Annotated in this window: 2 protein-coding genes (1 of these 2 only partly in view); both read right to left on the reverse strand. The window is 69.1% G+C overall.

The annotated features are described in order from the left end of the window. Nucleotides 1-78 precede the first annotated feature (78 nt). Complete coding sequence (locus LVJ94_19610; protein WXB09426.1) at nt 79-16,224, reverse strand: SDR family NAD(P)-dependent oxidoreductase; 16,146 nt, start codon at nt 16,222-16,224, stop codon at nt 79-81. Continuing rightward, nucleotides 16,214-25,424, reverse strand: the end of a protein-coding gene (locus LVJ94_19615) for an SDR family NAD(P)-dependent oxidoreductase (GenBank protein ID WXB09427.1). It continues 24,416 nt past the right edge of the window; 9,211 of the gene's 33,627 nt are visible here — the last part of the coding sequence; the start codon falls outside the window, past its right edge; the stop codon is at nt 16,214-16,216. Before LVJ94_19615 ends, LVJ94_19610 begins: the two co-directional genes overlap by 11 nt.

Consider the following 25,424-nt stretch of genomic DNA (forward strand, 5'->3'; position numbering starts at 1 on the left):
GGACTAGGTTTTCCTCGGTTCTCACGCAATCAATTGGGCGAAGTGGCCTGAGTGGATATTCGAATTTCGGGTGGGCCGTCATAGGGCTGCCTCGGTCCTCACACGATCAATCAGCCGAAAGAGCTCGTCATCGTCGGCGGCCGAATCCAGTTTTTCGACGAGTGCAGACTCGCCCGAAGTTGCTTGAATGGACATCCACTTCGAGAGCAGACCCTGCAAGCGGAGCGTGAGGGTCTCACGCACCGAGTCGTTTGCGCCGAGCAGCGAGAGAGAGTTCTCGACCTTGTCGAGCTCCGCGAAGATGGCCATGGGCGAGGTGCTCTCGTCCTCGAGGAGCTGCCCGAGCAACAGATGGCTCACCGCGGCAGGCGTGGGGTGATCGAAGAGCAAGGTTGCGTGAAGTCGCAGCCCTGTGGCGGCGGAGAGTCGATTTCGCAGCTCGAGGCTCGTGAGCGAATCGAGTCCCAGTTCCTGCAAGGGACGCTGCGGCTCGAGGGCCCCGAAGGACGCGAGGCCGAGCACGGCGGCGGCTTCGGTGCGGACGAGATCGAGCAGGGCGGGCTCACGGTCGGAAGGCGGTAGCGCGAGCAGGCGCTGCCTGAGCGAGGTCGCATCGGCGGTGTTGGTCGCTGTGCGGCGCGAAGCCTTGGCTCGAACGAGACCTCGCAGGAGCGGGTGCAAGCCCCCCGCGGCCTTGGCCAGCGTGTCCAGGTCGAAGTGCGCGGCGACGACGGCAGCATCGGTTCGCGCGAGCGCCGTGTCGAAGAGGGCGAGGCCTTCCTCCGCCGAGAGGGAACGGAGGCCGCCGCGCTCCATGCGCTTGCGGTCGGTGTCGGTGAGGTGCGCGGTCAACCCGCTCTCGTTCGCCCAATGGCCCCAGTCGAGGGACAGGCCCGGGAGGCCGCGTGCTCGGCGATGATGGGCGAGCGCGTCGAGGAACGTGTTCGCGGCCGCGTAGTTGGCCTGGCCGGGGCTTCCGACCACGCCGGAGAAGGACGAGAAGAGAACGAACGCGGTCAGGTCGCGCGTTCGCGTGAGGTCGTGCAGATGGAGCGCCGCATCGAGCTTCGAGCGCAGCACCGAGCGTAGGCGCTCGGGCGTGAGCGAGCCAAGGATGCCATCGTCGACGGCGCCCGCCGCATGGACGACCGCGGTGAGCGGGTGCTCGTCGGGGATTGCGGTGAGAAGCGCCTCGAGCGCGGAGCGATCGGCGGCGTCGCACGCCGCGATGGTGACGCGCGCACCGGCGTCCTCGAGCTCGCGCCGAACGGCGTCGGCGCCCTTCGCGCGCTCTCCCTGTCGCGACACGAGCAGGACGCGCTCGACCCGGTGCGTGTGAACGAGATGGCGCGCCACGAGGGTGCCCAGCGTCCCGGTGCCACCGGTGATGAGCACCGTGCCCTTCGGATCGAGCGGTCGCGCCGCTTCCTCGGCGCCGCCAGGCAATCGGGTGAGCCGTGGAACGAGACAACGACCCTCGCGCAGGGCGAACTGGAGCTCCGGTGCATCGAAGACGGTGGGGAGGGCCTGTCGGGACAGGACGGTCTCGTCGACGTCGACGAGGACGATGGACCTATCGGGGTTCTCTGCTTGCGCGGAGCGGACGAGACCCCAGAGCGCCGCGTGGACGAGATCAGCGACCTCGTCAGCGGCACGTGCGGCCACGGCGCCCTTGGTGAGAAGCACGAGGCGGCAGGCGGCGAGTCGTTCGTCGGCGAGCCAGTCCTGGAGCAACGCGAGCGCCCGTGCGGTGGCCTCGTGGGCCGCGGAGACGACGTCCGCGAACTCGGCCCGTGCGATAAAAGGAACGAGGACGACGTCCGGAGGTGCCACGCCCTGATCGAGCGCATCCTTCAGCGCAGCGAGATCGGTGTACTGTTTGAACGCGGCGTCGAGCATTTCGGACCCGAGCAGGGCCCAATGACCGGACGCGGGCGCCGTGCTACTGGGCATCTCGGTCCAATCGAGGCGCAAGAGCGCACGCTGGCGCGACGAGGCGGCAGAGCGCAGCTGGTCGGCTGACACGGGCCGGCTGGTGAACGCCTCGACGTGTGCGACGGGACTACCCGCGGCATCCGCGAGGTCGAGCGAGAGGGTATCGCTCCCCGCACGGCGCGCGAAACGCACCCGCAAGGTCGAAGCGCCGACCGCGCGCAACGAGACGCCGCGAAACGAGAACGGCAGCGCGATATCGGCGGCATCGCGGATCGCTTCGATCATGAGCGCGTGGAGCGCTCCCTCGAGCAACGCAGGGTGGAGCGCAAACCGCTCGGCCTCCTTGGCATCCGTGAGCTGCACCTCGGCGAAGATCTCTCCGTCGCGTGCGTAGGCGGCACGCAGCGCCCGGAACTCTCCGCCGTACGCGAGTCCGGTATCGGCGAGGCGCTCGTAGAGTCCATCCACATCGAGCGCTGTGGCCCGCGGCGGCGGCCACACGGAGAGGTCGACCGCGGGCATCTCCGTCGCAGGGGCGAGCGTGGCGCTGGCGTGCTTCGTCCACGGCGCGTCCTCGTTCGTCTCCTCGGGCCGCGCGTAGACCGTGAGGGCTCGTCGACCTGCGTCGTCCGCGCCACCGACCCATAGTTGGAGCTGGATCGCACCGCGCTCCGGCAGCGCAAGGGGGGCCTCCAAGGTGAGCTCTTCGACGTGATCGAGTCCGACGTGGTGGGCGACGGCGAGCGCCAGCTCCACGAACGCCGTGCCCGGCAGGAGGACCGCGCCGAAGACGGCATGGCCCGAGAGCCACGGCTGGTCGCCGAGCGACAGAACGCTGGTGAAGAGAAACCCGTCGGTATCGGCCAACGCGACGGCGGCACCGAGCAGCGGGTGGGAGGCCGCGTTCCACCCGGCGGAGACCACTTCGGCGTTACGTCCCTTGGCGCCGGGCCAGAATCGCTGCCTTTGAAAGGCATACGTGGGCAGGTCGGCGCGACGCGGTTTCCAAGGCTCGAAGAAGGCCCTCCAGTCGACCACGAGTCCGCGGACGAAGAGCTCTCCCACCGCGCCGGTGAACGCGTCGAGATCCGGACGCCCCTTGCGCAATGCGGGCACGAACGCGGAAGGCGCCGCATCGATCAGGGCTTCCTGCGCAAGCGCCGAGAGCACGCCGTGAGGCCCGAGCTCGAGGAAGGTGCGGGCGCCTTCGGTATGGAGCGCCCGCGCACCGTCGAGGAAGCGGACCGCGCGACGCACGTGCTCGACCCAGTACCCGGCCGATTGAAGCTCACGGCCCTCGGCGAGCTTCCCCGTAACGTTGGAGACGATGGGAATGCGCGGTGGCAGGTACGTGAGGCTGCTGGCGACCCGTCCGAAGGCGTCGAGCATGCCGTCCATGTGATGCGAATGAAACGCGTGACTGACGCGGAGGCGGGAGGTCTTCCGCCCGAGCGCCTGGAAGTGACGCTCCACCCCGAGCACCGCCTCGGAGTCACCGCTGACGACGACGGACGATGACCCATTGATGGCGGCAAGGGCCCCGCCGGGCGGCAGGACCGCGAGGACCTCGTCCTCGGAAGCCTGCACGGTGAGCATGAGCCCTCCCTGCGGCAACGCCTGCATCAGGCGCGCGCGCGCACCGACGAGGGTGCAGGCATCGGGAAGCGAGAGAACGCCGGCGACGTGTGCGGCGACGAGCTCCCCGATGGAGTGCCCGAGCAGCAGATCGGGCATGACGCCCCAGGATTGCAGGAGGCGGAAGAGCGCGACCTCGAACGCGAAGAGCGCCGTCTGCGTGAAGGCCGTCTGGTCGAGGAGCGCGGCCTCTTCGGATCCCTCGGCGGCGAAGAGAACATCGCGCAGCCGGGGGCGCGCGGCCGTGGGGTAGATCCCTTCGAGCTCCGGATCGATCCGGGTGCAGACGGCGTCGAGCGCATCGCGGAAGACGGGGAACGCCTCATAGAGCGCGCGGCCCATGAGCGGCCGCTGGCTTCCCTGTCCGGTGAAGAGCACCGCGAGCTTGCCCGGCGCCGGGCGTTCGCCCTTGGCGGGGCCTCGCGCGGCAAAGGCCTCGAGCGCGCTCACCAGATCGGCGTGATCGTGGGCCACGAACGAGGCGCGATGGTCGAAGTGCGTGCGGGTCTCGGCAAGCGAAAAGGCAAGGTCGACGAGCTCGAGCTCCGGCCGAGCGACGAGGTGCTCCCGGAGGCGCTCGGCCTGGGCCCGCAGCGCCTCGTCGGTCTTCCCCGAGAGAAGTACCGGTAGCGCGGGCGGACGCGGACGCGAGGAAGCCTCATCGACCGAAGCCCCCGGCGCCTGCTCCAGGATGACGTGCGCGTTCGTGCCGCTGATGCCGAACGAGGAGACGCCCGCGCGGCGCGCCCGACCGCTCTGCGGCCACGCGAGGGCATCCTTCAAGAGCCGCACGGTGCCGGAGGACCAGTCGACGTGCGGGGAGGGATTTTCGGCATGCAGCGTCTTCGGCAGGACGCCGTGCTGCATGGCGAGGACCATCTTGATGATGCCGCCCACGCCCGCGGCGGCCTGCGTGTGACCGAAGTTCGACTTCAGGCTTCCGAGCCAGAGCGGCGCGGCCTCGGCGTGCGCCTTTCCGTACGTGGCGAGAAGGGCTTGCGCCTCGATGGGATCCCCCAAGGTCGTGCCCGTGCCATGGGCCTCGACGGCGTCGACGTCCTCGGCGCCCAATCCGGCGCTCTCGAGGGCTCTTCGAATGACCTGCTCCTGGGCCGGTCCGTTGGGCGCCGTAAGCCCCTGGCTCTTGCCATCTTGATTGACGGCCGATCCGCGCAGTACGGCGAGAATGGGGTGCCCGTTGCGTGTCGCATCGGAGAGCCGCTCGAGCAGCAGAACGCCCGCGCCCTCGCCCCAACCCGCGCCGTTGGCCTCGGCGGAGAATGACTTGCAGCGCCCGTCCGGAGCCATGCCTCTCTGCCGGCTGAACGCGAGGAACACGCCCGGTGTGGCCATGATGGTGGCCCCGCCGGCGAGTGCGAGTGTGCATTCTCCCTGCCGGAGGGCCTGGCACGCAAGGTGGACCGCCACGAGCGACGAACTGCACGCCGTATCCACCGTCACGGCCGGGCCGGTGAGCCCGAAGGTGTACGCGATGCGCCCAGAGGCGACGCTCGCGAGGCTTCCCATGCCGTATGTCTCGAGTTGCTCGGACGTCCCGAGATCGCTGTAGCCGTTGTGCATGATCCCGACGAACACGCCGGTGTCGCGCCCGTCTTGCCCGCTTTGCCCGCCTTGCGCGCTGGGATCGATGCCGCCGCGTTCGAGGACCTCCCACGACAACTCGAGGAGCATCCGCTGCTGCGGATCCATGGCGAGCGCCTCACGCGGACTGATCCCGAAGAACGCGGGATCGAAGAGGTCGGCGCCGTCCACGAAGCCACCCTCCCGCGCGTAGGTCTTGCCCACCGCGTCGGGATCCGGATCGTAGAGGGCCTCGAGACTCCACCCGCGGTCCTGCGGCGCCGTGGAGATACCGTCCTGGCCGCGCAGCAACAGTTGCCAGAGATCCTCGGGGGTGCGCACGGCGCCCGGAAAACGGCAGGCCATCGCGACGATCGCGATCGGATCCTCCCCCACGGGGAGTCGCTTCCGCGGCAGGAGCTCGCGCGCGGGAGTCTCCGCGCGGCGTCCGAGGAGCTCGGCCGTCAGGTGCCGCGCGAGGGCCCCTGGCGTGGGATAATCGAAGAGCAGGGTCACCCGCAGCCGCATCGCCGTCGCGGCGGAGAGCCGGTTTCGCAGCTCGACGGCCATGAGCGAGTCGAGCCCGAGCTCTTGGAGAGCGCGATGTGCTTCGACGGCGCTCGGCGACGCGATGCCCAGGACGGTGGCGACCTCGCCGCGTACGATGTCGAGCACCGCTTGCTCACGCTCGGGAGCGGGCAGGGCGAGCAGGCGTTGAGCCAGCGACGAGGGCGCCGCCGTGTTCATGGCGACGCGCCGCGAAGCCCGGACGATGCCGCGCAGCAAGGGGTGCAGCGCATCGGCCGACTGCCTGCCGAGCGCCATGGAATCGAAGCGCGCGGCCACGATGCTGGCATCGGGCCGGGCGAAGGCTGCATCGAACAGCGCGAGCCCCTCCTCGGAGGAGAGAGCGCGCAGCCCACCGCGGCCCATGCGCCGCACGTCGGCGTCGGTCAGGTGCGCGGTCATGCTGCTCTTGTCGGCCCAGAAGCCCCAGTCGATCGACAGCGCCGCGAGCCCTCGGGCTTTGCGGTGGTGCGCGAGCGCGTCCAAGAACGTGTTGGCGGCGGCGTAGTTGGCTTGTCCTCCGGCGCCCATGACGCCCGACAGCGAGGAAAAGAGAACGAAGGCGGACAGATCGAGCGATTGCGTGAGCTCGTGAAGGTGCTGCGCCGCATCGAGCTTCGCGCGCAAAACGGGATGGAGTTTCGCGGCGGTGAGGGATCCGAGCACGCCGTCGTCGAGCACGCCGGCGGCGTGGATGACGGCGGTGAGCGGGCGTTCGGCCGGAATGGATCCCAGAACCGCCTCGAGCGCAGGGCGATCGGCCGCGTCGCACGCCATGATCGAGACGTGGGCACCGGCTGCTTCGAGCTCGCGCTTCAGATCGTCCGCGCCGGCCGCGTTCGCGCCTTGCCGTGACGTAAGAAGGAGGTGCCGGACGCCGTGCGCCCGGACCAGATGGAGGGAAAGCAGACGGCCGAGCGTGCCCGTACCGCCGGTGATGAGCACCGTCCTGTCGGGATCGAGCGCCCGCGCGGCCGGCGAAGGATCCGCCGACGTCGAAAGAAGGCGCGCCAGCCGCGGCACGAAAGCTTGCCCATCGCGCACGGCAAGCTCGCTCGAAGAAGCGTCGACGACCGCCGCGAGCGCGCGTCGCGAGGCCACGGTGCCATCCACGTCGACCAGGACGATGGAGTAGTCCGGGTTTTCAGCGCGTGCCGAGCGAACGAGCCCCCACAAGGGCGCGCTTCCGAGATCCGGAGCGCCGTCCTCGGTGCGCGCGGCGATGGCGCCCTGCGTGAGCATCACGAGACGGGTTGCGGCGAAGCGCTCGTCGGAGAGCCACGCCTGCAGCAACGCCAGCCCCCGCGCGGTGGTCGCGTGCGCCGTCGAGATGACGTCCGTGCTCACGCCGCGCGACACGAACGCCGCGATCACGACCTCCGGCGGCGTGGCACCCGCATCGAGGGCGGTCTTCAAGGCATCGAGGTCGGCATGGATCTCGAACTGCGCGGCGCTCGCCTCGAGCGCCGGCCCGAGGCCGAGCTCGTCCGAACCGAGGAGCGCCCAACGGAGTTCCTCGGACGGCGTCTCCTCGGGCCGCGCGATCCATTCGACGCGGAAGAGCCCATCGAGGCGCTGGCCTCCGCGGAGCTGGCCCGCCGACACGGGCCGCGTCGCGAGCGCCTCGACGTGAGCCACAGGCTCGCCGCTGCCGTCGGCGAGTGCGAGCATCGTGGTGTTGTCCTCGCGGTTTCGCTCGAAGCGGACCCGCAGGGTGGACGCTCCAATCGAGCGCAGCGAAACACCGTGAAGCGTGAAGGGCAGCGCCACGTTCGCCGCTTCCTGACGGCCGTCCAGGGCAAGGGCGTGAAACGCCGCGTCGAGCAGCGCCGGGTGAAGCGCGAAGCGTCCGCCTTCCTTGGCGCTCGCCTCCGGAAGCGCCACCTCGGCGAAGAGCTCCTCGCCACGCTTGTAGACGGCGCGCAGTCCCTGAAAGGCCCCCCGGTAGCCGAGCCCCACGTCGTTGAGCCGCTCGTAGAGCCCATCGAGCGCGATCTCCGTGGCCCCCGGAGGCGGCCATGCATCGAGCCGGAACGCGACGGGGGGCGCAGCCGGCGCGAGCATGCCGCTCGCGTGCCGTGTCCACGCCGCGTCGTCGTTGGCCTCGGCGGATCGTGCAAACAGCGTGAGCGGGCGCCGGCCGGTTCGATCGAGGGCGCCCAGCGCGAGCTGGACCCGCACCGCGCCTCGGGCGGGCAACGTCAGGGGCGCTTCCAACGCGAGCTCCTCGAGGTGCTCGAGCCCGACGTGGTGGCCGGCGACGAGTGCAAATTCCACGAACGCCGTGGCGGGCAAGAGCACCGTCCCGAACACGGCATGGCCCGCGAGCCAGGGTTGGTCGGCCAGCGACAAGAGGCCGGTGAACACGAATCCATCGGTGTCCGCCAGGGCGACCGCGGCGCTGAGCAGCGGGTGGTCGGTCGAGGAAAGGCCGGCGGAGGCCACGTCGGCGCCCCCACCGTTGGCGGCGTCGGGCCAATAGCGCTCACGCTGGAAGGCGTACGTGGGCAGCTCGACGCGCTGCGGTCCGAAAGGCCGGAAGAACGCGTTCCAGTCGAGAGAGAGCCCGCGCGTATGGAGCTCGCCGAGCGAGAGATGGAGGCGTTCGAAGGTTCCTTCGCCTTGCCACAGCGAGCCCACGATGGCCGCAGGGCTCTCGGAGGCCTCGAGCGTCTCCTCGAGGGCCAGCATGAGCACGGGGTGAGGGCTCACCTCGACGAAGAAGCGGTGCCCATCGAGCACGAGCGCGTTCGTGGCATCCGCGAAGCGCACGGGACGCCGGAGGTTCTGGTACCAGTACTCGGGCCCGAGGTCGGAGCCCTCGCTCTTTTCGGCGGTCACCGCGGAGAAAAATGGGATCTTGCCGTGGCGAGGCGCGATATCGGCAAGCTCGAGCAAGAGCTTCTCACGCATGTCGCGAATCTGCGGCGAATGAGAGGCGACATCGACGCGGAGCCGGAGCGCGAAGACCTGCTTGGCTTCGAGCTCGCGAAGGAGCGCGTCCACCGCCTCGGGCTCACCGGCCAAGGTTGTCGCGTGCGGGCTGTTGACGGCGGCGACGACGATGCGCTCACCGTAGGGTGCGAGGTAGGGCTCGAGCTGCGCGCGGGGCAACTCGACCGCGGCCATGCGGCCAAGGCCGGCGACCGTGGCGAGTGCGCGGCTTCGCAGGGTGACGATCTTGGCGGCATCTTCGAGCGAGAGCGCGCCCGCGACGTACGCCGCGGCGACCTCGCCCTGGCTATGTCCCACGACCGCGTCGGGCGTCACACCCATGGATCGCCAGACAGCGGCCAGCGAGACCATGACGGCAAACAACGTGGGCTGCGCGACATCGATGCGATCGAGCGAGGGCGCCGTCTCGGTCCCCTTCAGGACGCCGAGCAGGGACCAGTCGACGTAAGGCGAGAAGGCGCGCTCGCAGGCTTCGAGGGTCTCGCGGAAAATGGGCGAGGTCTCGAGCAGGGGACGCGCCATGCCTTCCCAGTGCGAGCCATGCCCGGGAAAGACGAACACGAGCTTGCCCGAGACATCGCTCTGTCCGAGGACGGCGCTCTCGGCGGGGGTTCCTCCGGCGACGGCATCGAGGTCGGCGAGGAGCTCGCTCCTGTCGCGGGCCACGATCGCGGCGCGCTGGGCGAAGTGCGATCGCGTGGTGGCGAGCGAATACGCGAGGTCGACGAGCGCGACATCCGGCTGCGCATCGAGGTGCGCGCGGAGCCTCGCGGCTTGCGCGCGCATCGCGATCTCACTCTTGGCCGACAGCAGGATCGGCAGACCGGGCACCGTCGAAGCCTCGGGCTGGGCCTCCACTGTGGCCCGTACCGGCGCTTCTTCGACGATGAGGTGAGCATTGGTGCCGCTGATGCCGAACGACGAGATCCCCGCACGGCGGGGGTGTCCATTGGGAAGCCAGGGCATGGGCTCGTTCAAGAGCCGCACCGTGCCGGAGGACCAGTCGATGTGGGGCGAAGGATTCTCGGCGTGGAGAGTCGCCGGCAACATGCCGTGCTGGATGGCGAGGACCATCTTGATGATGCCGCCCGCGCCGGCTGCGGCTTGCGTATGACCGAGGTTCGACTTGAGGCTCCCGAGCCAAAGCGGCGACTCTTCGGTGCGCGCCTTTCCGTAGGTGGCAAACAGCGCATGGGCCTCGATCGGATCGCCCAACGTCGTGCCGGTGCCGTGGGCTTCGACCGCGTCGACGTCCTGCGGCTTCAGCCGAGCGCTTTCGAGCGCCTGCCGAATGACGTGCTCTTGCGCGGTGCCGTTCGGGGCCGTCAGTCCCTGGCTCTTGCCGTCCTGATTGACCGCCGAACCTCGAATGAGCGCAAGGACGGGATGCCCATTTCGCGTCGCATCGGAGAGGCGCTCGAGCAGGATCACGCCGACGCCTTCTCCCCAGCCGGCGCCATCCGCCTCGGCCGCAAACGACTTGGAGCGACCATCGGGGGCCAGCGCTCGCTGGCGGCTCAGCGCGATGAAGGGCGCCGGTGTGGCCATGACGGTGACGCCACCGGCGAGCGCGAGCGAGCACTCGCCTTGGCGCAGCGCCTGGCACGCGAGGTGTGTGCTGACGAGCGAGGAGCTGCACGCCGTGTCGACGGTAACGGTGGGACCGTGGAATCCAAAGGTGTAAGCAATGCGCCCCGAGGCCACGCTCGCCGAGCTTCCCAGCCCCGAGTGCGCTTCGAGCTCCTCGGGGGCCAGCAGCGCATAGTCGTTGTACATGACGCCGACGAAGACGCCGGTCTGCGATCCCTGAAGCGACGCGGGATCCAACCCGGCGCGCTCGAAGGCCTCCCACGACGTCTCGAGCAAGAGGCGCTGCTGCGGATCGACCGCGAGCGCCTCACGCGGGCTGATGCCGAAGAACGCCGGGTCGAAGTGGTCCGCATCGTAGAGGAACCCGCCCTCGCGCGCGTAGGTCTTCCCCGTGGCCTCGGGATCGGGATCGTAAAGCGACTCGAGCTTCCACCCGCGGTTCTCCGGCAAGCCGGAAATGCCGTCCCGCGCACCGTGCAAGAGCTGCCACAGATCCTCGGGCGTGCGCACCCCGCCGGGAAAGCGACAGGCCATGGCGATGATGGCAATCGGATCGTCTTCGCCTTGGGGCGTCGGAGACGTCCGTTGCACGGTGGGCGATGGCTCTGCGTCGCCGACCAGCTCCATCGTGAGAAAGCGAGCGAGCGCCGCGATGGTCGCGTGCTCGAAGAGCAACGTCGATTTGAGCCGCAACCCCGTGACGGTCGCGAGTCGGTTTCGCAGCTCGACGGCCATGAGCGAATCGAGGCCGAGCTCCTGCAGCGGCTGCTCGGGCTGCAGCGTGCTCGGGGGCGCGATGCCCAGGACGGCGGCAGCCTCGGGGCGCACCAGGTCGAACATCGCGCGCTGACGCTCCGCCGCGGGAAGCGCGGCAAGGCGCTGGTTCAAGAGGGAGACGGAGGACGCACCGGTCTTCGCGAGGTTCCGCGCCGCGCGGACCCGGACGAGCCCTCGGAGGAGCGGATGGACGGCCTCGGCACGTGTGGCTTCTTTTGCGAGCGCCGCGGTGTCGAACCGCACCGCCGCGAGGGCAGCCTCGGGTCGCGCGAGCGCGGCGTCGAAGAGCGCGAGCCCCTCCTCGGAAGAGAGCGGGTAGATGCCTCCCCGGTCCATGCGCTGCCGATCGGCGTCCGTGAGGCCCGCCGTCAGGCCGCTCCTGTCCGCCCAGAGGCTCCAGCCAAGGGCCATCGCCGGCAGCCCGTGCGCCTTCCGGCGATGCGCGAGCGCGTCGAGAAAGACGTTGGCGGCCGCATAGTTTGCCTGCCCAGCGCCCCCCATGATGCCGGAGAGCGAGGAGTAGAGGACGAACGCCGAGAGATCGAGCGCTCGCGTGAGCTCGTCCAGGTGAAGGGCGGCATCCAGCTTGGCGCGCAAGACCGCCTGCAGCCGCTCGGGGGTGAGCGAGCCGACCACACCATCGTCGATCACGCCGGCGGCGTGCACCACCGCGGTGAGCGGGTGCTCTCGCGGAATGGATCGAAGAAGCGCTTCGAGCGCCCCGCGATCGGCCGCATCGCACGCCGCCACGGTGACCTGGGCGCCGGCTGCCTCCAGCTCGGCCTTCAGGTTCCCAACCCCAGTCGCGTCGGGTCCTTGGCGCGATGCGAGGAGCAGGTGCTTGATGCCGTGCGTGTGGACCAGATGGCGGGCCAGCAGAGAACCGAGCGTTCCGGTGCCCCCCGTGAGCAGCACGGTCCCATCGGGATCCATCGACGCGGCCGCCGGGGCATCCTGACCGAGACGCGCGAGCCGAGGGACGAGCCCATGCCCCTCGCGCAGCGCGAGCTGCGTCTCCGCCGCGCCGGCCGTGGCCCGCACCAACGCGGTATGGAAGGCGCGACGCGACGCCTCGGAGTCGTCGATGTCGACGAGCACGATGGAGTGGTCGGGGTTCTCGGTTTGTGCGGAGCGAACGATGCCCCAGAGCGGGGCGCATCCGAGGTCCCGGACGTCGTGGCCCGTCTGCGTGGCGACCGCGTTTCGGGTCAATACGACGAGGCGCGAAGAGGCCAAGCGTTCGTCCGCGAGCCAAGTCTGAACGAGGGCCAGGCCCTGCGCGGCGATGGAGTGGGCCGCGTCGACGATCGAGACATCGGCCGGCGTGACGAAGGGAACCACGACGACCTCGGGCAGGGCGGCGCCCTGCTCGAGTGCGAACTTCAGCGCGGCGATGTCGGCGTACCGCTCGAGATGTGGGACGCTCGCCTCGAGCGCCGGCGCAAGCCCGAGCTCCGGGGAGTGAAGCCCCAGATCGAGTAGCGCCCAGCGCTCGCCCGCTACCGGCGATGGCAACGAGTCCTCGGGCAGCTTGCTCCAATGAACCTGAAAGAGGGCATCCCTCCGGGCGTCCGAGCCGATCTGCTCACGCGACACGGACCGTGCGGTGAACGCCTCGATGCGGGCGACAGCCTCTCCGGTGGCATCGGCGAGGTCCACCGATACGGTTCCGGCCCCGTCCTTGCGCAGCCTCACGCGCAGGCTCGTGGCCCCGCGCGCACGCAGCGCCACGCCACCCCACGAGAACGGCAGCGCGAGATCGCCGTCGTGATGCACCGCCAGCGCATGCAGCGCCGCATCGAGCAGGGCCGGATGCATCGTGAAGAGGCTCGCATCCCCAAGGACCGCCGCGGGGAGCTCGACCTCGGCGAAAAGCTCGTGCTCACGCTTGTAGACTGCACGCAATCCCTGGAAGGCGTCCCCATAGACGAGTCCCGCCTCGGCGAGCCGCTCGTACAGGCCATCCAGCGCCATCGCCGTGGCTCCGTCCGGCGGCCATGCGTGGAGCTCGAAATCGAACGATTCCGCGTCGGCGAGGGTGCCGCTGGCATGCCGCTTCCACGGCGCATCGCGATCTCCATCCGTGCGCGCGTGAACGGTCAACGAACGCCGCCCCTTCTCGTCCGGGGCGCCGACCGACACCTGGAGGATCGTCGCCTCTGCAGACGCGAGCGTGAGCGGAGCCTCCAGCGTAAGCTCTTCGATCGCGGCGAGGCCCAGGTGCTGGGCCGCCACGAGGGCACACTCCACGAGCGCGGTGCCTGGCACGACGACGGTGCCGTAGACGGCATGGTCCGCAAGCCACGCCTGTTCGGAGAGCGACAAGCGCCCCGTGAAGACGAACCCCTCCGTGTCGGCCAGCGCCGCCGCAGCGCTCAGCAGCGGGTGGTCGATCGATGCGAGGCCCGCCGAAGCGAAATCAGCCTTTCGGACCTTCGCATCGTCCAACCAGAAGCGCTCGCGCTGAAAGGCATACGTGGGCAGCTGGACGCGTCGAGGCCGAAGGGGCGCGAAGAACGCCTTCCAATCGAGGAACTCCGACGCGGTGTGCAGAGCGCCGAGGGCGGAGAGGAAGGCGTCGACGTCGGGTCGGTCTTTTCGGAGAGCGGCGACGAAGGTGGCGCCGGGATCGGTCGAGAGGGTGTCGTGTGCGAGGGCGGTGAGGACACCATGGGGTCCAAGCTCGAGGAAGGTGCGTGCGCCCTCGGCGTGAAGGGTCTGCAGGCCATCGAGGAAGCGGACGGCCTGCCGGACGTGGCGTACCCAATAGTCGGGCGAGGCAAGCTCGGAGTATTCGGCGATGCGGCCGGTGACGTTGGAGACGATGGGGATGGTGGGCGGATGGAACGAGATGCTCTTGGCCGCCTTCTCGAAGGCGTCGAGCATGCCGTCCATGTGGTGGGAGTGGAAGGCGTGGCTGACGCGTAGGCGCGAGGTCTTGCGGCCGAGGGCCTGGAAGTGGGACTCGACGTCGAGGACGGCGTCGAGGTCGCCGCTGACGACGGTGGACGCTGGGCCATTGATGGCGGCGATGGAGAGGCCTTGCCGAGAGGCGAGCAAGGGGAGGACGTCGTCCTCGGAAGCCTGGACGGTGAGCATGGCGCCGCCCTGAGGCAACGCTTGCATGAGCCGGGCGCGGGCCGCGACGAGGGTGCACGCATCGGTGAGCGAGAAGACACCGGCGAGGTGGGCCGCGACGAGCTCCCCGATCGAGTGCCCGAGCAGGAGATGCGCTTGGAGCCCGCAGCTTTCGAAAAGGCGGAAGAGCGCGACCTCGAGGGCGAAAAGGGCGGGCTGCGCAAAGGCCGTCTGATCGAGGAGTGCGGCGTCGTCGGAGCCTTGGGAGGCAAAGAGGACGGCGAGCAAAGGGCGCTCGAGGAGCGCATCGAAATGCGCCGCGACGGCATCGAGGGCTGTTCGGAACACCGGGAAGGCGTCATAGAGCGGCCTTCCCATCGCGAGCCGCTGGCTACCCTGTCCGGTGAAGAGGACCGCGAGCTTTTCTCCGCCCGCACCGTGACCAACGACGGTTCCCGGCGCGGGATTTCCTCGGGCGAGCGCATCGAGCGCGGTGAGGAGTTCGTCCCGATGACGCGCGACGAACGCAGCACGGTGCTCGAAATGCGAGCGCGTCGTGGCGAGCGACGCGGCCACGTCGGCGAGCCCCAGCCCCGGATGGGCCTCGAGGTGCTCGCGCAGCCGCACCGCCTGACCGCGCAGCGCGGCCTCGCTCTTGCCCGAAATCAGGACCGGCACGACCGGCAACGCCGGCACCGACTCGCGCTCCTCCAGGGTCTCGCTGTCCTTGGGCGCTTGCTCGAGGATGGCATGGGCATTCGTCCCGCTGATGCCGAAGGACGAGACGCCCGCACGCCGTGGCCGCCCGGTCTCCGGCCACGCGACGGCCTCGTTCAGGAGGCGCATCGTGCCCGACGACCAATCGATGTGCGGGGACGGATTCTCGGCGTGCAGGGTCTTCGGCAAGAGACCGTGGTGCATGGCGAGCACCATCTTGATGATCCCGCCGACCCCCGCGGCCGCCTGGGCATGTCCGATGTTGGACTTGAGACTCCCGAGCCAAAGCGGCGCGCTTCTCTCGCGAGCCTGACCGTAGGTGGCGAGGAGCGCACGTCCCTCGATCGGATCGCCCAACGTAGTGCCCGTGCCGTGGGCTTCGATCGCGTCGACCTCGTGCGCTTCGAGCTGCGCATTCTCCAGCGCTTTTCGGATGACCCGTTCCTGCGCGGGCCCGTTGGGGGCCGTCAGACCCTGGCTCTTGCCGTCCTGATTGACCGCCGAGCCACGCACGACCGCGACAATGGGATGCCCGTTGCGCCGTGCATCAGAGAGGCGCTCGAGCAGGAGCATCCCGACGCCTTCGCCCCAGCCGGTGCCGTTCGCATCGGCCGAGAACGACTTGCAACGCCCCTCGGGCGAGAGCGCGCGCTGGCGGCTGAGCGCGATGAACACGCGCGTCGTGGACATGATGGTGACGCCGCCGGCGAGCGCGAGCGAGCACTCGTTTTGGCGCAGCGACTGGCACGCGAGGTGGATGGCCACGAGCGACGAGCTGCACGCCGTGTCCACGGTGACCGTGGGACCATGAAAGCCGAACGTGTACGCGATGCGTCCCGAGGCGATGCTCGGCGTGCTCCCCAGCCCCGTGTACGCTTCGAGCCCCTCGGGCGCGTCCAGCAGGCTGTAATCGTTGTACATGACGCCGACGAAGATGCCGGTCTGCGAACCCTTTTGCGCTTCCGGATCGATGCCGGCCCGCTCGAAGACCTCCCACGACGTCTCGAGCAAGAGGCGCTGCTGCGGATCGACCGCCAGGGCTTCGCGCGGACTGATGCCGAAGAACGCGGGATCGAAGGAGTCCGCGTCGTAGAGAAAGCCTCCTTCGCGCGTGTACGTCTTGCCGGGGGCGTCCGGATCCGGATCGTAAATCGCTTCGAGGTTCCACCCCGGGCGCTCGGGAAACCCGGAGACGGCATCTCGACCCTCGCGAACGAGGTCCCAGAGATCCTCGGGCGTGCGCACATGGCCCGGAAAGCGGCAGCTCATGGCCACGATGGCAATCGGCTCGACGTTCTTTTGCTCGACCTCGCGCAGCCGCTCGTTCGCTTGGTGAAGATCGAACAGTGCGCGCTTCAGATAGTCGCGAAGCTTTTCGTCATGCGTCATCGGTCTGATTCCGGCCTCCTCGGGCCTGTTCGTAGAATGCGAAGAGCTCGTCGTCCGTCGCAGCTTCGAGTTGAAGCGCGACCTCCGCGTGGGCGGCCGCGGGCTTGGCCGTCAACTTTGACAGCAGCACCTTGAGCCGCGCGGTGAGCGCCTCCCGCCGGCCGTCGTCGGGTCCCATCTCGGAGACGATGGCGTCGAGCTTGTCGAGCTCCGCGAGGGCGTGGCCGTTCGTCTTGGGCACGGCGCCTTCGCCGTTCGCCGCCTCGGGGATCACCTGCGGGCCGAGCCAGCTCGCGAGGGCCGCGGGCGTCGGGTGGTCGAAGAGCAGGGTAGCGTGAAGCCGGAGCCCGGTGGCGGCCGAGAGCCGATTCTTCAACTCGACGGCCATGAGGGAATCGAGTCCCAGCTCCTGCAGCGGGACTTGGGCCTTGAGGGTCGAGGATGCGACGCCCAGAACGACACCCGCCTCGCCCCGGACGAGATCGAAAACGGCGCGCTCTCGATCCGAGGGAGATAGCGCGAGCAACCGCTGTTTGAGCGACGAGCCCCCCACGGGGCTCTTGGCCGCGGGGCGCGGGGCTCGAACGAGCCCGCGCAGGATGGGCAAAATCTCGTCGGTGGATGCGACCCGCTTCCCGAGCGCCGCCCCGTCGAAGCGGGCGGCGACGAGCACGGGCTCGGGCCGTGCGAGGACCGCGTCGAACAGCGCGAGGCCCTCGTCGGACGACATGGGGTAGATGCCCGCGCGCGTCATGCGCGACACATCGGCGTCCGTGAGCTGTTCGGTCATGCCGCTCTTGTCGGCCCAGAAGCCCCAATCGATGGAGAGCGCGGGGAGCCCGTCCGACCTTCGCCGATGGGCGAGCGCATCGAGCGAGACGCTGGCGGCTGCGTAGTTCGCCTGGCCCGGGCTTCCAATCAGGCCCGAGGTCGACGAAAAGAGGACGAACGCTGCGAGATCGAGCGGCCGCGTGAGCTCGTCGAGGTGGTGAGCGGCGTCGAGCTTGGCGCGCAAGATGGACGAGATCCGCTCCGGGGTGAGCGACGCGAGGACGCCATCGTCGAGGAATCCGGCCATGTGAAGGACGGCAGTGAGTGGGCGTTCGCTCGGAACGGTCTTCAGCAGCGCCTCGAGCGCGGGCCGATCGGCGACGTCGCACGCGGTGAGGGTGACCGAGGCTCCCGCCACTTCGAGATCGCGTTTCAGGCCTTCGGCGCCCTCCGCGTCAGGTCCCCGTCGCGACACGAGAAGGAGGTGCTTTGCGCCGTGGGCATGCACCAGATGGCGGGCCAGCAGCGCCCCCAGGACACCGGTGCCGCCCGTGATGAGGACCGTGCCGTCGGGGTCGAGTGCGCGCGCGCGGTTCCGTGAATCCGCGGGCATCGGCGCGACCCGGGCGAGACGCGGAACGAGGATCCGCCCATCACGGAGTGCGAGCTGATTCTCCGGCGTGTCGAGCGCCGAGGCGAGTCCGCGCCGCGAGGCTTCGGTGTCGTCGATGTCCACGAGGACAATGGGGTGAAGCGGATTCTCCGCTTGCGCAGAGCGAACCAAGCCCCAAAGCGGCGCGTGGGCGAGATCGCCGACGCGATGCTCGTCACCCGTGGCTATGGCACCCTGCGTGAGCACCACGATCCGGCTGCCGGCGAAACGCTGGTCGGCGAGCAAGCGTTGAAGGAGCGTGAGCGCCTTCCCCGTGGATTCGTGGGCCGCCGCGAGGACGCCCGTCGAGCCCGTGCGAGGAAGGAACGACAGAACGATGGTGTTCGGGGGCGCGGCGTCCTGGTCGAGCGCGTCGAGATCCGTGTGCCGGTCGAGACGCGGCGTGCTCGATTCGAGTGCCGACGCGAGCGCTCCGTCCGCCTCGCCGAGAAGCGCCCACCGCTCGGAGGGCGGCAGGTGACGGGGCGTCGCCTTGGGGGCTTCGACCCAATCGATCCGGAGGAGCGCATCCTGACGCTGGGCAGAGCGGATCTGCCCTCGGGATACCGGGCGGCTCATCAGGCTTTCGACGAGCCCCACCGGCTCCCCAGCGCCGTCGGCGAGCGCGAGCGAGATGAGGTTTTCCGCCGCATCGACCTTGATGCGGACGCGCAAGCTGGAAGCTCCTGCCGCATACAGCGAGATGCCGCGGTACGAGAAGGGCAGCGCGACCTCCGCCGTCTCTGCAGGGATGGCGTGCATCGTCGCGTCGAACAACGCCGGATGAAGGCCGAAGAGAGGCGCATCCTTGGCGACCGCCTCGGGCAGCTCCACCTCGACGAAAAGCTCGTCGCCCCGCACGTACAGGGCACGCGCGCCCTGAAACGCGTCACCATAGCCGAGCCCCGCCTGCGCCAGGCGCTCGTACAGACCACTCACGTCGACCCGCGTAGCCCCCGGCGGCGGCCAAGCGGAACGCGTGAAGGCGTGGGCTTCGGCATCACGGGACGTCGCCATGCCGAGCGTGCCGCTGATGTGCCGTGTCCACGGCGCGTCATCGGAAGCATTCTCGTGGCGGGCGTAGAGGGAGAGGGACCGTTGCCCGGTGTCGTCGGCGGCCGAGACCCACATCTGGGCGACGATGGCGCCATGGGAAGGCAGGACGAGAGGCGCCTCCAAGGTGAGCTCCTCGATGCGATCGAGGCCGGCGTGGTGGGCGGCGAAGAGCGCGCATTCGACGAAGGCGGTACCGGGCAAGAAGACGGAGCCGAAGACTTCATGGCCGGCGAGCCAGGGCTGGTCGGCGAGCGACAGGCGGGTGGTGAAGAGAAAGCCCCCTTGGTCGGAGAGGGAAACGGCGGCACCGAGCAGGGGATGGTCGGCGGCGGTGAGGCCGGCGGTGGCGACGTCGGCGCGATGGGACTTGGGGACATCGAGCCAGAAGCGCTCGCGCTGAAAGGCGTAGGTGGGCAGGTCGACGCGACGCGGTTGCAAGGGGGCGAAGAAGGTCGCGAAGTCGGGATTGAATCCGCCGGAGTACAGCTCGGCGAAGGAGCGAAGGAAGCGCGAGACGTCGCCCTCGTTGCGGCGGAGGGTGCCGACGACGGTGGCATCGTCGGAGCCGTGGAGTGTTTCGCGAAGGGCGAGGCCGAGGACGGGGTGAGGACTGACCTCGACGAAGAAGCGATGGCCGGCGTCGAAGAGGGCCTGGGTGGTCTCGGCGAAGCGGACGGTGTGACGAAGGTTTTCGTACCAATAGGCGGCGTCGAGCTCCGTGCCCACGAGGGGGCTCTTGGTCACGGTGGAGACGGTGGAGTAGAGGGGGATGCGGGAAGGCTGGGGTGAGATGGAGCCAAGATCGGTCAACAGGGCTCGCTCGATGGCCTCGACCTGAGGGCCATGGGAGGCGTAGTCGACGCGGACCTTTCGAGCGAAGAGCTGCGCGTTGGCGAGGGAGTCGACGAGCAAGTCGATGGCCTCGGGGTCGCCGGAAACGAGCGTGGAGCGAGGGCTGTTGGTGGCGGCAATGGAGAGGCGCTGTCCGAAGGGCTCGAGGTAAGGGACAAGGTCGCTTTGCCCGAGCTCGACGGCGGCCATGGCGCCCTTGCCGGCGAGAAGCTTGAGGGCGCGGCTTCGGAGTGTGACGACCTTGGCGGCATCGTCGAGGGAGAGCGCGCCGGCGACGTAGGCGGCGGCAATCTCGCCTTGGCTATGGCCGACGACGGCATCGGGCTCGACGCCGAGGGAGCGCCAGAGCGCGGCGAGCGACACCATGACGGCAAAGAGCGCGGGCTGCACCACATCGACCTGATCGAGCGCGCCGTTGAGGACATCGCGGAGAGACCAGTCGACATAGGGCGCGAAGGCGCGCTCGCAGGCCTCGATGGAGTCTCGGAAGACGCTCGAGCTCTCGAGAAGCGGGCGAGCCATTTCGGTCCACTGTGAACCTTGCCCCGGAAAGACGAAGGCGACCTTGCCGCCACCGTGGCGAAGTCCCACGCAGGCGCAGTCCGAACCCTGGCCTTGGGCAAGCGCTTCGAGGCCATCCAGAAGCTCGGTGCGGTCGCGGACCACGAGTGCGGCGCGCTGTTCGAAGTGGGCGCGCGTCGTGGCGAGCGACGAGGCCACGTCGACGAGAGCGAGCTCGGGGTGTCCCTCGAGGTGCTCGCGGAGCCGCTCGGCCTGCCCGCGGAGCGCCATCTCGCTCTTCGCGGAGAGCAGCACCGGCAGGGCCTGCAGCGGCAGCCCCGCGGAGGGGCTGCCCGCGATCTCGGCCGCAACAGCGGCATCTAGGGGCGGCGCTTCTTCCAGGATGACGTGCGCATTGGTCCCGCTGACGCCGAACGAGGAGACGCCGGCGCGGCGCGGACGCCCGTTGCGGGGCCACGCGACTGGCTCGTTCAAGAGACGAACGGTGCCCGAGGACCAGTCCACGTGAGGCGATGGGTTCTCGGCGTGCAGCGTCTTGGGCAAAACCCCGTGCTGCATGGCAAGGACCATCTTGATGACACCACTCACGCCGGCCGCGGCCTGGGTATGACCGAGGTTCGACTTGAGGCTTCCGAGCCACAGGGGCGTCGCACCCGTGTGGGCCTTCCCATAGGTGGCAAGAAGGGCCTGGGCTTCGATGGGATCACCGAGCTTGGTCCCCGTGCCATGACCCTCGACGGCATCGATGCCCGCCGCCTCGAGCTGCGCATCCTCGAGCGCCTGCCGAATGACGCGCTCCTGGGCCAACCCGTTGGGGGCTGTGAGTCCTTGGCTCTTGCCGTCCTGATTGAGCGCCGAGCCGCGGATCACGGCGAGGACAGGATGGCCGTTTCGCTTCGCATCCGAGAGGCGCTCGAGAAGGAGCATCCCGGCGCCTTCGCCCCAGCTCGTGCCATCGGCCTCCGTGGCGAAGGAGCGGCATCGACCATCGGCCGAAAGCCCACGCTGGCGGCTCAACCAGGGGAAGTGGACCGCGGTCGCCATGACCGCGACGCCGCCGGCGAGCGCCAGTGAGCATTCGCCGCCACGCAGTGCCTGGCAGGCAAGGTGGATGGCTACGAGCGAGGAGCTGCACGCCGTGTCCACGGTCAACGCAGGTCCCTCCAGGCCAAACAGGTAAGCGATGCGTCCCGACGCGACGCTGGGCAAGGTGCCCAACGCGGCATAGGTCTCGAGGCCCTCGGCCGTCTGCTCTCCGCCGCCGCCGTAGTTGTTGTAAATCACGCCGACGAAGACGCCGGTCGGCGATCCATGGAGCGTGGTGGGATCCATGCCGGCCCGTTCGATGGCTTCCCACGACGTCTCGAGCAGAAGGCGCTGCTGCGGATCCATCGCGAGGGCTTCGCTGGGGCTGATGCCGAAGAACGCAGGGTCGAAGTGGTCGGCATCGTGGAGGAAGCCGCCGCCACGCACGTACGTCTTGCCCGGTGCTTCGGGGTCGGGATCGTAGAGTCCTTCGTTGTCCCACCCACGGTTCACGGGGAAGCTCGTGATGGCGTCCTGGCCGCTTTCCAGCAATCGCCAGAGGTCATCGGGCGACTGCACACCGCCGGGCAGACGACAACCGATGGCCACGATCGCAATGGGATCGTGCTTGCCGGGCGTGCTGGTCGAAGCCGGGAGTTTCGGGGCGACGCGCCCCTCGATGTTTCCGGAGAGCTCGGTCGCGAGGAAGCTCGTGAGCGCGGAAGGCGTCGGATGGTTGAAGAGCAACGTGGGCTGGAGCCGCAGGCCGGTGGCGACGGCAAGCCGGTTGCGGAGCTCGAGGGCCATGAGGGAATCGAGCCCCAGCTCCTGCAGCGCACGATTCGGTGCGAGGGCGCTCGGGGAGGAGATACCGAGCACGGACGAGATCTCCCGGCCGACGAGGTCGGACAGGGCTTGCGGAAGGTCCGCAGCGCCGAGTGCGAGGAGTCGCTCCTTGAGCGCCGTCGTCTCGGCGGCTCTCTTGGCAAGCGGCAGCGACGGTCTCGTGCGGGCGGGATTTCGGACGAGGACGGCCTTCTCGGCCGCCGTGCCGAGTTGCTCCATGGACGCGGAGACTGTGGTGAGCGCCTCGACGAAGCCGACGGGATCTCCGACGGCATCGGCGATGAACAGCGAGACGCTACCTTCCTCGCTGGCCTCCAGCCGTACGCGCAATGTGGAAGCGGCCACACTCTGCAGCGAGACGCCGGTCCACGAGAACGGCATCACGACGCCGGACGCCTCGCCGGTGCTCTTGACGGCAAGCGCATGCAGGGCAGCATCGAAAAGCGCCGGATGCAGAGCAAATCGGCCGGCATCGTCGATGGCGCTTTCGGGCAACTTCACCTCGGCGAAGAGGACGTTGTCGCGCTCGTACACGGCGAGGACACCGCGGAAATCGTCTCCATAACGGACCCCCGCGGTCGCGAGGCGCTCGTAGAGTCCATCCAGAGAGAGCGCGGTGGCCCCGGGCGGCGGCCACGCGTGGAGCTCGAACGACGGGATCTCCGCGTTCCGTGCAAGAACCCCGGTGACGTGCCGTGTCCACGGAGCATCGTCGGAAGCATTCTCGTGGCGGGCGTAGAGGGAGAGGGACCGTTGCCCGGTGTCGTCGGCGGCCGAGACCCACATCTGGGCGACGATGGCGCCATGGGAAGGCAGGACGAGAGGCGCCTCCAAGGTGAGCTCCTCGATGCGATCGAGGCCGGCGTGGTGGGCGGCGAAGAGCGCGCATTCGACGAAGGCGGTACCGGGCAAGAAGACGGAGCCGAAGACTTCATGGCCGGCGAGCCAGGGCTGGTCGGCGAGCGACAGGCGGGTGGTGAAGAGAAAGCCCCCTTGGTCGGAGAGGGAAACGGCGGCACCGAGCAGGGGATGGTCGGCAGCGGTGAGGCCGGCGGTGGCGACGTCGGCGCGATGGGACTTGGGGACATCGAGCCAGAAGCGCTCGCGCTGAAAGGCGTAGGTGGGCAGGTCGACGCGACGCGGTTGCAAGGGGGCGAAGAAGGTCGCGAAGTCGGGATTGAATCCGCCGGAGTACAGCTCGGCGAAGGAGCGAAGGAAGCGCGAGACGTCGCCCTCGTTGCGGCGGAGGGTGCCGACGACGGTGGCATCGTCGGAGCCGTGGAGTGTTTCGCGAAGGGCGAGGCCGAGGACGGGGTGAGGACTGACCTCGACGAAGAAGCGATGGCCGGCGTCGAAGAGGGCCTGGGTGGTCTCGGCGAAGCGGACGGTGTGACGAAGGTTTTCGTACCAATAGGCGGCGTCGAGCTCCGTGCCCACGAGGGGGCTCATGGTCACGGTGGAGACGGTGGAGTAGAGGGGGATGCGGGAAGGCTGGGGTGAGATGGAGCCAAGATCGGTCAACAGGGCTCGCTCGATGGCCTCGACCTGAGGGCCATGGGAGGCGTAGTCGACGCGGACCTTTCGAGCGAAGAGCTTCGCGTTGGCGAGGGAGTCGACGAGCAAGTCGATGGCCTCGGGATCGCCGGAAACGAGCGTGGAGCGAGGGCTGTTGGTGGCGGCGATGGAGAGGCGTTGTCCGAAGGGGTCGAGATAGGGAGCGAGATCGCCTTGTCCGAGCTCGACGGCGGCCATGGCGCCCTTGCCGGCGAGGAGCTTGAGGGCGCGGCTTCGGAGTGTGACGACCTTGGCGGCATCGTCGAGGGAGAGCGCGCCGGCGACGTAGGCGGCGGCAATCTCGCCTTGGCTATGGCCGACGACGGCATCGGGCTCGACGCCGAGGGAGCGCCAGAGCGCGGCGAGCGACACCATGACGGCAAAGAGCGCGGGCTGCACCACATCGACCTGATCGAGCGCGCCATCGAGGACGTCGCGGAGAGACCAGTCGACATAGGGCGCGAAGGCGCGCTCGCAGGCCTCGATGGAGTCTCGGAAGACGTCGGAGCTCTCGAGGAGCGAGCGAGCCATTTCGGTCCACTGCGAGCCTTGCCCCGGAAAGACGAAGGCGAGCTTGCCGCCACCGTGACGAAGTCCCACGCTGGCACCATCCGAACCCTGGCCTTGGGCAAGCGCTTCGAGGCCGTCCAGAAGCTCGGCGCGGTCGCGGACCACGAGTGCGGCGCGGTGGTCGAAATGAGAGCGCGTCGTGGCGAGCGAAGAGGCCACGTCGACGAGATCGAGCTCCGGATGGGAGGCCAGGTTCTCGCGGAGCCGTCCCGCTTGCGCGAAGAGGGCTGCCTCGGTCTTGCCCGAGAGGAGCAGCGGCAGCGCCACGGGCCGAGGCATGCTCACCGCGTTCTCCTCGAACGCGTCGAGGGCCGGTTGCGGCGCTTCCTCCAGGATGACGTGGGCATTCGTGCCCGAGAAACCGAAGGCCGACACGCCCGCCCGCCGCGGACTTCCGTCATCGTGCCGCGGCCAAGGCCGCACCGTGTCGACGACGCGCAGAGGAAGCGACTCCCACTCGACGAACGGGTTGCGCGGTGTCGTGTGAAGCGTCGGCGGCAGGGTCTCGTGCTGCAGCGCAAGGACCATCTTGGCAACGCCGGCGAGTCCCGCGGCCGCCTCGAGATGGCCGATGTTGGTCTTCACGGCCCCGATGAGCAGAGGACACTCGGGATGCCGTCCTTCGCCGTACACCGCCGCGAGGGCCTGGACCTCGATGGGATCGCCCAGTGAGGTCCCCGTTCCGTGGCACTCGACGACGTCGACGTCGGATGCCTCGAGGTTTGCATCGTGAAGCGCCGCACGAAGGACCTTCTGTTGCGACGTCCCATTCGGTGCCGTGATGCCGCTCGATGCGCCATCGTGGTTGATGGCACTTCCGCGCACGATGGCGAGGACCCGGTGCTTGCGGGCGCGTGCGTCGGCGAGGCGCTCGAGCGCGACGACGACGACGCCTTCGCCGCGTCCATAGCCGTCGGCCTTGGCCGAAAAAACCTTGCAACGGCCGTCGGCGGAGAGCGCGTGCGTGCGCGACATGACGACGAAGGCCTCGGGCGAAACCAGGACGTTGGCACTTCCGGCCAGGGCCAGATCGCACTCGCCACGGCGCAGCGACTGGCAAGCGAGGTGCAGCGCCACGAGCGACGAGGAGCAGGCCGTATCGAGCGAGAGCGCAGGCCCCTGCACCCCGAGCGTGAAGGCGAGTCGTCCGGCGGCGAACGCGGAGAGCGTCCCCTGAACCGTGTAGGCGTCGGCCTCTTTGGCGCTGCTGTGTTGCGACAGATAATCGCTCGCGCCGACGCCGACGAAGACCCCCGTCAGCGAATCTTTGAGCGCCGCCGGGACGATCCCGGCATTCTCCAGGGCGTGCCAGCTCGTCTCGAGCAAGAGGCGGTGCAGAGGGTCGACGTGC

Source organism: Sorangiineae bacterium MSr11367 (assembly GCA_037157805.1).
In the GTDB taxonomy this organism is placed as follows: domain Bacteria; phylum Myxococcota_A; class Polyangia; order Polyangiales; family Polyangiaceae; genus Pendulispora; species Pendulispora rubella.